The sequence below is a fragment of the Peptoniphilus harei genome, from assembly GCF_016726485.1.
GTDB classification, from domain to species: domain Bacteria; phylum Bacillota; class Clostridia; order Tissierellales; family Peptoniphilaceae; genus Peptoniphilus_A; species Peptoniphilus_A harei.
Window position 1 is genome coordinate 1,352,965 of the sequence record NZ_CP068103.1, and the last position, 13,095, is coordinate 1,366,059.

Below are 13,095 nucleotides of genomic sequence, written 5' to 3' on the forward strand. Positions count from 1 at the left end.
CTGCAAAAATCAATGGAGCAGACGAACACGTAACAGGAACATGGGTATTCACAAAAGATGAAGAACCACAACCAAAAAGAATACAAAGTAACTCACGAATTCAAATCAGGAACAGCTGGAAAAGACTTACCAGACGAAGTAAAAGCATTATTGCCAAAAGACCAAACAGGAAAAGTAGATGGCAACACAGTCGTACCAACAGAACCAGAACAAAAAGAGGTAACAACATCAGAAGGAACATGGACATTCAAAGGCTACGACAGATCAAATGCAACAATCGATGGAGCAGATGAACACTTTGTAGGAAAATGGGAATTCACACCAAAAGAAGACCCTAAACCAGAAACAGGAAGTGTATACGTAAAATACGTAACAGAAGACGGAAAAGAACTAGAACCTGAAAGTGGAGTACTAGTAAACGCAGAAGTTGGAACAAAATATACAACAGAAGAAAAAACATTTGACGGATACGAATTTGTAAGAATGGATGAAAAATCTGATCCAGCAAATGGAGAAGTTAAAAAAGACGACCAACACGTAATCTACGTATACAAACCAGTAGAACAAAAACAATACAAAGTAGACTACGAATTCCAACCATCAAAAGCAGAAGGAACACCAAGTGAATTACCACAAGGCGTAAAAGATCAACTACCAAAAACAGTAGAAAATCTAGCAGATGGTAAATCAGTTCCATCACCAAAAGAATTCACTCCAGTAAAAGATGAAGTGAACAAAGGAACATGGACATTTGAAGCGTGGGATAAAGAAACTGCAAAAATCAATGGAGCAGACGAACACGTAACAGGAACATGGGTATTCACAAAAGATGAAGAACCACAACCAAAAGAATACAAAGTAACTCACGAATTCAAATCAGGAACAGCTGGAAAAGACTTACCAGACGAAGTAAAAGCATTATTGCCAAAAGACCAAACAGGAAAAGTAGATGGCAACACAGTCGTACCAACAGAACCAGAACAAAAAGAGGTAACAACATCAGAAGGAACATGGACATTCAAAGGCTACGACAGATCAAATGCAACAATCGATGGAGCAGATGAACACTTTGTAGGAAAATGGGAATTCACACCAAAAGAAGACCCTAAACCAGAAACAGGAAGTGTATACGTAAAATACGTAACAGAAGACGGAAAAGAACTAGAACCTGAAAGTGGAGTACTAGTAAACGCAGAAGTTGGAACAAAATATACAACAGAAGAAAAAACATTTGACGGATACGAATTTGTAAGAATGGATGAAAAATCTGATCCAGCAAATGGAGAAGTTAAAAAAGACGACCAACACGTAATCTACGTATACAAACCAGTAGAACAAAAACAATACAAAGTAGACTACGAATTCCAACCATCAAAAGCAGAAGGAACACCAAGTGAATTACCACAAGGCGTAAAAGATCAACTACCAAAAACAGTAGAAAATCTAGCAGATGGTAAATCAGTTCCATCACCAAAAGAATTCACTCCAGTAAAAGATGAAGTGAACAAAGGAACATGGACATTTGAAGCGTGGGATAAAGAAACTGCAAAAATCAATGGAGCAGACGAACACGTAACAGGAACATGGGTATTCACAAAAGATGAAGAACCACAACCAAAAGAATACAAAGTAACTCACGAATTCAAATCAGGAACAGCTGGAAAAGACTTACCAGACGAAGTAAAAGCATTATTGCCAAAAGACCAAACAGGAAAAGTAGATGGCAACACAGTCGTACCAACAGAACCAGAACAAAAAGAGGTAACAACATCAGAAGGAACATGGACATTCAAAGGCTACGACAGATCAAATGCAACAATCGATGGAGCAGATGAACACTTTGTAGGAAAATGGGAATTCACACCAAAAGAAGACCCTAAACCAGAAACAGGAAGTGTATACGTAAAATACGTAACAGAAGACGGAAAAGAACTAGAACCTGAAAGTGGAGTACTAGTAAACGCAGAAGTTGGAACAAAATATACAACAGAAGAAAAAACATTTGACGGATACGAATTTGTAAGAATGGATGAAAAATCTGATCCAGCAAATGGAGAAGTTAAAAAAGACGACCAACACGTAATCTACGTATACAAACCAGTAGAACAAAAACAATACAAAGTAGACTACGAATTCCAACCATCAAAAGCAGAAGGAACACCAAGTGAATTACCACAAGGCGTAAAAGATCAACTACCAAAAACAGTAGAAAATCTAGCAGATGGTAAATCAGTTCCATCACCAAAAGAATTCACTCCAGTAAAAGATGAAGTGAACAAAGGAACATGGACATTTGAAGCGTGGGATAAAGAAACTGCAAAAATCAATGGAGCAGACGAACACGTAACAGGAACATGGGTATTCACAAAAGATGAAGAACCACAACCAAAAGAATACAAAGTAACTCACGAATTCAAATCAGGAACAGCTGGAAAAGACTTACCAGAAGAAGTAAAAGCATTATTGCCAAAAGACCAAACAGGAAAAGTAGATGGCAACACAGTCGTACCAACAGAACCAGAACAAAAAGAGGTAACAACATCAGAAGGAACATGGACATTCAAAGGCTACGACAGATCAAATGCAACAATCGATGGAGCAGATGAACACTTTGTAGGAAAATGGGAATTCACACCAAAAGAAGACCCTAAACCAGAAACAGGAAGTGTATACGTAAAATACGTAACAGAAGACGGAAAAGAACTAGAACCTGAAAGTGGAGTACTAGTAAACGCAGAAGTTGGAACAAAATATACAACAGAAGAAAAAACATTTGACGGATACGAATTTGTAAGAATGGATGAAAAATCTGATCCAGCAAATGGAGAAGTTAAAAAAGACGACCAACACGTAATCTACGTATACAAACCAGTAGAACAAAAACAATACAAAGTAGACTACGAATTCCAACCATCAAAAGCAGAAGGAACACCAAGTGAATTACCACAAGGCGTAAAAGATCAACTACCAAAAACAGTAGAAAATCTAGCAGATGGTAAATCAGTTCCATCACCAAAAGAATTCACTCCAGTAAAAGATGAAGTGAACAAAGGAACATGGACATTCGAAGCGTGGGATAAAGAAACTGCAAAAATCAATGGAGCAGACGAACACGTAACAGGAACATGGGTATTCACAAAAGATGAAGAACCACAACCAAAAGAATACAAAGTAACTCACGAATTCAAATCAGGAACAGCTGGAAAAGACTTACCAGACGAAGTAAAAGCATTATTGCCAAAAGACCAAACAGGAAAAGTAGATGGCAACACAGTCGTACCAACAGAACCAGAACAAAAAGAGGTAACAACATCAGAAGGAACATGGACATTCAAAGGCTACGACAGATCAAATGCAACAATCGATGGAGCAGATGAACACTTTGTAGGAAAATGGGAATTCACACCAAAAGAAGACCCTAAACCAGAAACAGGAAGTGTATACGTAAAATACGTAACAGAAGACGGAAAAGAACTAGAACCTGAAAGTGGAGTACTAGTAAACGCAGAAGTTGGAACAAAATATACAACAGAAGAAAAAACATTTGACGGATACGAATTTGTAAGAATGGATGAAAAATCTGATCCAGCAAATGGAGAAGTTAAAAAAGGCGATCAACACGTAACTTATGTATACAAGAAAAAAGAAGTGACACCACCTACAGATGTAGTTACAGAATACGTTGATGAAAATGGTAAGACTATTGCTCCACAAGAAAATGGAACAAAAGACAAAAAAGATATTGATGGATATGAATTTGTAAGAACCGAAAAAGATGAACAAGGTAATACAAGTCACATCTACAAGAAGAAAACTACTCCTCCTACTACAGAGGTAGTTACTAAATATGTAGATGAAAATGGAAATCCTCTTGCTCTTGAAGAAAAAGGAAAGCAAAATAAAAAAGATATTCCTGCTTACGAGTATGTAAAGACTTACAAAGACAAGGATGGAAATACTGTTCATGTTTATAGACTTAAACAAAATCCAACCCCATCAATAGAGACTAGATATGTTGATGAAAATGGAAATCAACTACTTCCTCCAAAGGAAGGAACAAAAGATCCAGTAACCATTGAAGGTTACAACTTTATAATCACAAGTAAAGATAAAAATGGTAACACAATTCACACTTATAGTAAAAAACCTACTGAAGGCGTTGAAACTAGATTTGTAGACACTCATGGTAATCAAATACTTGCTGATAAGACTGGAACACATGATTCATCACTTATAAATGGATATGAATTTGTAAGAACCGAAAAAGATGAACAAGGTAATACAACTCACATCTACAGGAAATTACCTACTCCTTCTAAAGAAGTAGTTACTAAATTCATTGATGAAAACGGGCTTGAATTATCCAATCCTCTAACTGGTAGAAATCCAAGTAAAGCAATTCCAGGTTATGAAATAGTTAGGACAGAAACAGATTCTAATGGCAACATAATATATGTTTACAGAAAGAAAGCTTCTGAGTCTGAAAAAATAACTAAATTTGTTGATGAAAACGGTAAAGAAATTTCTAAGTCTACAAAGGGTGACAATCCTAAGAAAGACATCGATGGATATGAATTTGTAAGAACCGAAAAAGATGAACAAGGTAATACAAAACACATCTACAAGAAGAAAGTAACACCACCAGCTGAAGAAAAAGGAAATGTATACGTAAAATACGTAACAGAAGACGGAAAAGAACTAGAAGCAGAAAGCGAAGTTCTAGTAAACGCAGAAGTTGGAACAAAATATACAACAGACAAAAAAACATTTGACGGTTATGAATTTGTTGAAATGGCAAAAGATTCAGCCCCAGCAAATGGAAAAGTTGTAAAAGGCGACCAACACGTAACTTATGTATACAAGAAGACAAAAGTAAATCCAGATCCAAAGCCAAATACTGGAAATGTTTATGTACAATATGTAACAGAAGATGGCAGAATTTTAAGTGAAAGAGTAGTAAAGAGAAATGCTCCTGTAGGCGAAAATTATTACACTGATCTAAAGAGTTTTGATGGATTTAGATTTATAGGAATGGGAAGAAATTCAGCTGATACAGATGGAAAAGTTGTAGAAGGAAACTTATATGTAACTTATGTTTATGAGGAAATAGATAAGCATGATTCTACTTTCCCATCTGGACAAAATAGACATCACGATAAAGGAACTCCAGTTGTAACAATTGTGGAAAATTCTGATAGAGTTATTTCTACTATAGAAACAACAGAAGTTAAAGAAAGACAAGAAGAATTAAATAACAATAAGGAACTTAATGCTACAGATAAAACTACAGATAAAGTTGAAAAATCTGAAGGTTTAAATGCTGAAGACAAAAAAGAATCTACAAATAATGAAAATGATTATGTTGAAAATTATGAAGAAGAGTTTGTAGAAAAAAATAAGTCAGTTAATGATGGTAATAAAGCTCCAAAGACTCAAGATCCAGGAATAGCTTTATATACTGGATTAGCAGTAGCTTCTTCTGCCTTATTAGGATTATTTGAAGTAAAAAGAAGAAAAAATAAGTAAGAGTTCATTTTAAAGATGTTTGTTAAAAATACCCTTTTCACTTGAAAAAGTGGAAGGGTATTTTTTTATCTGCGTTCAAAAAGTTTATATTTGTCTTTTTAAAATTGTAGTTTAAGCAACAAAAATGGAGCCTTTTTTAGGCTCCTTAATTTTTTATACTTCCAATTATTCTCTTATTTATTTTTTATCCTCTTACTCTTTTGTTTTCCTTGTCGTAGAAGACCCTGTCGCATAGTTTTGCTTGGATGCTTCCTGCTTTTGTTTTTATTTCTACTTCCTTGCCTTCCACTGCCTTATCTTTTTCTATCATGCAGTAGCCGATGAATTTTTCTACTGTGTAACCGTAAGTGAATTTTGTTACCTTCCCGATTATCTTGCCGTCAAGTAAGACTTCGTCGCCTGCTTCTACTTGGACGTCTTCTAATAATTCAAAGCCAAAGAGATCACGAGTTACATTTTCTTTTGCCTTTAATAGAGCATCTTTTCCAATGAAGTCACTGTCCCAAGCTACTGTCCAGCCGTAACCAACTTCAAGTGGGTTTGCTCCTTCAAGGTCACTCATAAGAACGTAGCTTTTTTCGCCAGGAAGACTGCCAATTATTACATCTGTTGTGATGTTTACGAGGTCAAATTCTTTTCCAGCTTCTTTTATCTTTTCTTCTAATATATCTTTTTTGTCTGACTGAACGTAAAGTTCGTAGCCAAGTTCTCCAGTGAAGCCTGCCCTTGCCACCATAAGGTCCAAATCGCCAAGAGAGTTGTCTTCAATTGTGAAGAATTTTAAATCTGAAATGTCCTTGTCCACAATTTTATTTACAAGGTCCTTGGATTTTGGTCCTTGAATAGCAAACATTGTGAGTTTGTCTGTGATATTTTTGTAGTCTAGGTCAAAGCCATCCTTAAATTTGTCAAACCATTCAATCATCTTGTCTATATAGAGAGTAGAAATCAAAAATTTATCTGCTTCTAGTCTAAATACAATTACGTCATCAATAATTTTTCCTTCTTCATTTAACATTGTTGTGTAAAGAGCGTGAGTGTCTTTCATATTTTTAATGTCATTTACAAACATCTTGTCTAAAAATTTTGCTGCATCCTTGCCCTTAACATCTAGGACTTGGTGAGTAAAGTCGTAATAACCAACGCCTGATCTAACAGCTTCGTGTTCTTTTCTTCTTAAAGCATCATTTTTCATAAGATCACTTTCCTTTATTACTTTAAAACGACATCCTATATTACTATGATACCCTTCAAATATTTTAAATAACAAAAGCTTTAGAATAAAGAGATTTTAAAAATTATTTGAAAGTGAAAATTAAATTGGACTTTAGAAATAAAAGCAAGTTGGTAAAAATAAACTCAGTCATTATTTTAAAAATATTTTTCTTAGAAAGATAATAATAAATTATAAAGTCACTTGCCTATAAAAGGTAAGTGTATATACACTTGACTTGTCCAGTCTGCTTCATTGTAATATAATTTTAAGTAAAATTTATTAGGAGATTGGTGAAATTGAAAAATTTAGAAAATTTAAGTTTAGAAGAAAAAATTGAAATATTAAAAAAATTAAAGGAAGAGAGAGATGCTGTCATACTTGCCCACTACTATGTTGATGAAGAGATCCAAGCCGTGGCTGACTACATAGGAGATTCTTTCTTCTTAGCTCAAAAAGCTACAGAACTCAAGGAAGAAACCATAGTTATGGCTGGCGTCTACTTCATGGGAGAAAGTGTTAAGATTTTGAATCCAAGCAAGAATGTTTTGATGCCCGACCTTGGAGCAGACTGTCCCATGGCCCACATGGTGAGCGTTGAAAAAATTAAGGAGATGAGAGAGGCCTACGATGACCTAGCAGTTGTAACTTACATAAATTCTACTGCTGAGATCAAGGCCTACTCAGATATTTGTGTCACATCTTCAAATGCTGCAAAGATTGTAAATAAATTAGAAGAAAAAAATATATTTTTTGTTCCAGATAAAAATCTTGGGGCTTATATTAAGAAGTCCTTGCCAGATAAAAATGTTATTTTAAATGATGGCTACTGTCCTGTTCACGACGAGATAGACCTTGAGGATGTGAAAGCTTACAAGGGTAAGGTAAAAATTTTGGCTCATCCAGAATGTAGGAAAGAAGTCTTGGACCTTGCTGACTTCATTGGATCTACAAAGGCAATCATTAATGAAGCAGGTAAGTATGATGATGTTTTAGTTGTAACTGAAGAAGGAATTTTTACTGAGTTAAAGAAAAAATATCCAGATGTTAAATTTAGGAAGCTTGCCAAGGGACCAGTTTGTGATGATATGAAAAAATTAACTTTGGATAAGATTATTGAAGTCTTAGAAGAAAATAAAAATCAAGTAGAAGTTCCAAGAGAAATTGGGGAAAAAGCTTTGAAACCTCTAGAAAAAATGTTGGAGTTAGGTGCATAGGATGAAAAAATTTGATGTTTTAATTGTTGGTTCAGGACTTGCTGGAGTCAGCACTGCCCTAGAGTTGAGTAAAGATTACAAGATTGGTCTTGTAACAAAGAAAAAGTTAGAAGATTCAAATTCTTATCTTGCCCAAGGAGGGATAAATGTATTAAGAGATGGTGACGACAGACAAGTTTTTATAGAAGACACTATGAAGGCTGGCCACTACAAGAATAATTTAAAGTCAGTTGAGACCATGGTGGACAAGTCCCAAGAGGCAATTGAGTTTTTAATGGACCTGGGAGTTGAGTTCACAAAGAAGGATGGAGGACTTGATTATGCAAGAGAGGGTGGTCACTCAGCATCAAGGGGCCTTCACATTGACGATGAAATAGGCAAGGGAATCTTGGATGTCCTATATAAAAGGCTAAGAGAAAGACCTAACATAGAAATATTTGAAAACACGCCTATACTTGACCTTATTGTAAAAGATGGCAAGTGTTATGGGGCAAGGTCTCACGATGAGGTTTTTATTTCAACTAATGTGGCCCTTGCAACTGGTGGCCTTGGTGGACTCTTTGACAAGTCAACAAATTTTCCTCATATCTCAGGAGACGGACTTGCCATGGCAATAAAAAATGGAGTAAGGCTTAAGGACATTTCTTACATTCAGTTTCATCCAACATCACTTTATGAAGAAGGAGTTGAAAGGCAACTTTTAATTTCTGAATCAGCAAGGGGCGAAGGGGCATTACTACTAAACCACAAGGATGAAAGGTTCACAGATGAAATGAAGCCAAGGGATATTGTTGCGGGAGCCATAAGAGAAGAAATGGAAAAGGAAGGAGTGGACTTTGAGTACTTGTCAATGAAGCCCCTTGGAGAAGAAAAAATTCCCAAGAGATTTCCAATGATTTTTGATGAGTTGAGGGACAGAGGAATTGATCCAAGATATGAAAATATTCCAATAGTTCCCTGCCAACACTACACTATGGGAGGAATTCTTTGTGACATAAAGGGAAGGACTAACCTAGAAGGCCTCTTTGTTGTTGGTGAAGCTGGCAATGTTGGTATCCATGGCTCCAATAGACTCGCCTGCAATTCACTTCTTGAGTGCGTGGTTTTTGGGAGGATTTTGGCAGATTTCTTAAATAAAAATAAATTTGACAATGCAGAAATAAATTTCAAAATTGATACAATGGATATTGATGAAGAAGAAATGAAAAAAATTATTTTTGAAAGGATAAGAGAAGATGAGAGAGCTAAAGCCAATCTTAATTGACAAGTATATACTTGCTGCCCTAAGGGAAGACATGACTAGTGGTGACATAACAACAGATTCAATTTTAAAAGATGAGAAGGCTGAAGTAAATTTAATTGCAAAGGACAAGGGAATTCTTGCAGGCCTTGATGTATTTAAGAGGGTATTTGAACTTTTAGACGAAGATGTGACCTTTGAATTTTATTTTTCTGATGGTGATGAGGTTAATAACAAGGACTTAGTAGGAAAAATAAGGGGAAGAGCCAAGGCAATCCTTGAGGGAGAGAGGACGGCCCTTAATTTCTTGCAAAGGATGAGCGGGATAGCAACTTACACTAAAAAAATGGTTGACGCCCTAGACAGCGAACATGTAAAAATTCTTGATACAAGAAAGACAACTCCAAATATGAGGATTTTTGAAAAATATGCAGTGACTCTTGGTGGAGGATATAACCACAGGTACAATTTATCTGATGGAATTATGTTAAAAGACAACCACATAGATGCATCGGGAGGGATAAGAGAGGCAGTGGAAAAAGTTAAGAGTCTCAATCCCTTTGTAAAGAAAATTGAAGTCGAAGTGGAAAATTTTGACCAAGTGAGGGAGGCCTTGAAGGCAAAAGCTGATATAATAATGTTAGACAACATGGATATAGAAGAGATAAAAGAAGCCTGCAAGATAATTAATAAGAGAGCCATCATTGAGTGTTCGGGTAACATTAGTCTTGAAAATATTAATTCTTATAGGGACCTAGATATTGATTATATATCTTCAGGTGCAATTACTTATAGTGCAGGAGTCTTGGACCTATCCATGAAAAATTTGAAAATCTATTGAGGGAAATATGTTGGATCCAAAATCAAGAAGAGAAGACTTGTTAAAAATTTTATACGAAAGTCAAAAGCCCATGTCGGGAGAAAATCTGGCAAAAAAGTTTGATGTAACAAGACAGGTTATAGTCCAGGACATGGCAATACTCAGGGCCTCTGGCAAGGACATTGTGTCAACTAATAGGGGCTACTATCTAAACGAAGCCAGGACCCAAAAAGTTTTCAAGGTCAAGCACAGTGACAAGGACATAAAAAAAGAATTAGAAGCCATTGTTGACATGGGAGGACTTGTTAAGGACGTCATTGTCCACCACAAGGTCTATGGTGAAATAAAAAAAGATCTCAATTGTTCATCGAGAAGGGATGTCAAAATATTTTTAGAAAAGATGGATGAAGAAAAGTCCAAACCCCTTGATGTATTAACTGGTGGAGTTCACTATCACACAGTTGTAGCAGAAAATGAAGAAGTCATGGAAGAGATAGAAGTTGTCTTGGGGGAAATGGGATTTTTAATAGAAGACTAGGGAGTTTATAAAAATATTTTTTATACAAAACTCTTTATAAAGAGATTAAAAATAAAGAAAATAAAGATGGAGTCAGTTTAAAATTACTGACTCTTTTTTAATTTTAATTAGCTGAGATATCGAGACAAAAATATTTTTATTTATTTATAATTTATCGGATTAGTGTATTGACACAAACTTATTATTCCTATACAATTGACTTAGATGTAAACGTTAACTTTTTGCTTTATTTTAAATTTAAGGAGGTTTTTATGAAAAAAAGCAAGAGAATTATTTCATTGTTTTTATCTTTACTAGTGCTATTTTCTACAATTAATGTATTCGCAGTAAGACACCCTGTAAAAGATATACCTTTAAATGGAATAATAGTAAATGATCATATCGTGTATAGTGATGTATATCCTTATATCAAAAATTCTAGGACTTATGTACCTATCAGATTTATTGCTGAAGAACTAGGATATGATGTTAAGTGGGATGGTGCCAATAAAAAAGTAATAATGAAAAATGGTAACACAAATGTTGAACTTACTATTGGCTCAAACAAGATGAAAGTAAATGGTAAAGTTCTTACTTTAGACGCACCTGCTGAAATCAAAGATGATAGAACTTTCGTACCTCTTCGTGCAATCGCCGAATCTTTTGGTGAAAAAGTAGATTATTCTAAGGATTATAAAGCAGTATATATTGGTGATAATCCTGTATATAACAAAAATTACAAGGTAGTTTATTATTATGAAGGTGCTAATCCAGTAATTACTGACTACACAATAAACATTGTTACTTATAAATTAACAATAAACAGTGAAAAGATTTTAGAAGCTGACAGTATGGAGAGCTTATTAACTCTATTATTTACTGATATTGATAACTATAGAACAAGTGGAAGATCAAAACTTGGTAATATTACAACTTATAAGACAAACAAAACAACTTACACTCAACCAACAGTTCAACCAAAGGAAGAAACTGTATATGTTAAAAAAACTGAATCAAATGTTGCCAAAGAAAAACAACTTAAGGATGAACATTATGTTGTTTCTACAGATGATGTCCTTGTAGGGTCCTGGTATGGTCCTAGTAGTTATGGTGCAGATGGAAACAGTTACCCTATTGATACTTACACATATATTACAAGCTTAGGAAATGGAAGGTATAAATTAACTAACAGAACGATATTATCATCAGACAGAAGCTCTGAATTTTTTGATGAACAATATGGATATTATGATAAAGATAAAAATGCTTTAGTAGTAGAAGAATCTCATAAAACCTATGGATCTACTGGATTTTTTGCTGGTCGAGATTCATATGCGATTGCTGGAATCTATTATTTAGAAAATTCTAATACAAGATTGTCTTGGGATAAGCTTGGTGCAAAATATTACCTAGACAAGTATTAAGATTATTAAAATTATAAAAATTGAAGGCTCAATTTTAAAATTAGAGGGACTCGTTAACTCGAGTCTCTTTTTTGATTGAATATTTATTAAATTTTTCCTTTCAAAAAAATCAAAATAATTTACATAAAATTTACAAAAGACATCTTGGCAATTTACAAATCAAAATTATAATGACCATGAAATAAAAAATAAAATTAAGTTTTGAAAGGATGAAAATTAATGAAGTTAAAAAGTTTTGGAAAGATTGCTGTAGTTCTTGCTCTAGGTGCAAGTCTTGTTGCTTGTGGAGGAAATAAAAAGGAAAATGCCACTGCTAATGCTGGTGGAGCTGCAGGTGCAGAAGGAAAAGATCTTGGAACAATTAACGTTATATCAAGAGAACAAGGTTCAGGTACAAGATCAGCCTTCACTGAACTAACAGGAGTTCTTGTTAAGGAAGGCGACAAGGAAGTTGACAAGACTTATGAAGAAGCTGCTGTTCAATCTTCCACTGATGCAGTTCTTACTACTGTACAAAATGATGCAGGTTCAATTGGTTACATTTCTCTTGGATCTTTAAACGACGATGTTAAGGCTCTAAAGGTTGAAGGAGTTGAAGCTACTCCAGAAAACATTAAGTCAAACTCTTATAAGCTTTCTAGACCTTTTAACCTAGCTTACAAAAAAGATGTAGATGAAAAATCAATGGACTTAGTTAAATTTATCATGTCTGACGAAGGACAAAAAATTTGTGAAGAAGAAGGTTACGTTGGAGACGCTAAGGGCGAAACTTATGAACCAATTGATAGCGATGCAAAATTAACTGTTGCAGGTTCAACTTCTGTTACTCCTCTTATGGAAAAACTTGTTGAAGCTTACAAGGCAAAGAACCCTAATGTTGTGATTGATATCCAATCTAATGGTTCATCAGCTGGTATGACTGCTGCAATGGAAGGAACTGCACAAATTGGTATGGCATCAAGAGAACTTAAGGACGAAGAAAAGAATGCTCTTGATTTCACAGTTATTGCAAGAGATGGTATCGCAGTTATTGTAAATAAAGAAAATGCTTGTGAAGATGTGACTATGGATGATTTACAAAAAATCTTTACTGGAGAATTAACTGAGTGGTCAGGACTTGCAAAATAAAAAATGCAAA

Annotated in this window: 8 protein-coding genes; 7 read left to right on the forward strand and 1 reads right to left on the reverse strand. The window is 34.8% G+C overall.

Going from position 1 to position 13,095, the window contains the following annotated elements; translation table 11 throughout:
• Positions 1-57: 57 nt before the first annotated feature.
• The gene (locus I6I93_RS09265; RefSeq protein WP_112889860.1) at positions 58-5,526 is read left to right on the forward strand and encodes an SHIRT domain-containing protein; all 5,469 of its coding nucleotides are present in this window, start codon (positions 58-60) and stop codon (positions 5,524-5,526) included.
• A 184-nt stretch (positions 5,527-5,710) separates the two neighbouring features.
• Here I6I93_RS09265 and I6I93_RS06335 read toward each other — a convergent pair whose 3' ends face one another.
• Positions 5,711-6,721: an aminomethyltransferase family protein gene (locus I6I93_RS06335; RefSeq protein ID WP_112889861.1), complete on the reverse strand. Its 1,011-nt coding sequence runs from the start codon at positions 6,719-6,721 to the stop codon at positions 5,711-5,713.
• Between the two features lie 311 nt (positions 6,722-7,032).
• On the opposite strand from I6I93_RS06335, the gene nadA reads away from it, so the two are divergent.
• The 6 genes from nadA (at position 7,033) to I6I93_RS06365 (ending at position 13,085) form a co-directional block, all read left to right on the forward strand.
• A complete protein-coding gene (nadA, locus tag I6I93_RS06340) occupies positions 7,033-7,956 on the forward strand; it encodes a quinolinate synthase NadA (RefSeq protein ID WP_236587167.1) in 924 nt (307 codons plus the stop codon).
• A gap of 1 nt (position 7,957) precedes the next feature.
• The gene (locus I6I93_RS06345) at positions 7,958-9,220 is read left to right on the forward strand and encodes an L-aspartate oxidase (protein WP_112889863.1); all 1,263 of its coding nucleotides are present in this window, start codon (positions 7,958-7,960) and stop codon (positions 9,218-9,220) included.
• Positions 9,192-10,037 carry a carboxylating nicotinate-nucleotide diphosphorylase gene (gene nadC / locus I6I93_RS06350; protein ID WP_112889864.1) on the forward strand — a complete coding sequence of 282 codons (846 nt, stop codon included), beginning with the start codon at positions 9,192-9,194 and terminating at the stop codon, positions 10,035-10,037. Before I6I93_RS06345 ends, nadC begins: the two co-directional genes overlap by 29 nt.
• Before the next feature lie 7 nt (positions 10,038-10,044).
• A complete protein-coding gene (locus I6I93_RS06355; RefSeq protein ID WP_112889865.1) occupies positions 10,045-10,554 on the forward strand; it encodes a transcription repressor NadR in 510 nt (169 codons plus the stop codon).
• A 278-nt stretch (positions 10,555-10,832) separates the two neighbouring features.
• Positions 10,833-11,957, forward strand: a complete 1,125-nt coding sequence (locus I6I93_RS06360; protein WP_201621231.1) for a stalk domain-containing protein — start codon at positions 10,833-10,835, stop codon at positions 11,955-11,957.
• A gap of 219 nt (positions 11,958-12,176) precedes the next feature.
• A complete protein-coding gene (locus I6I93_RS06365) occupies positions 12,177-13,085 on the forward strand; it encodes a substrate-binding domain-containing protein (protein WP_112889255.1) in 909 nt (302 codons plus the stop codon).
• Positions 13,086-13,095 lie beyond the last annotated feature (10 nt).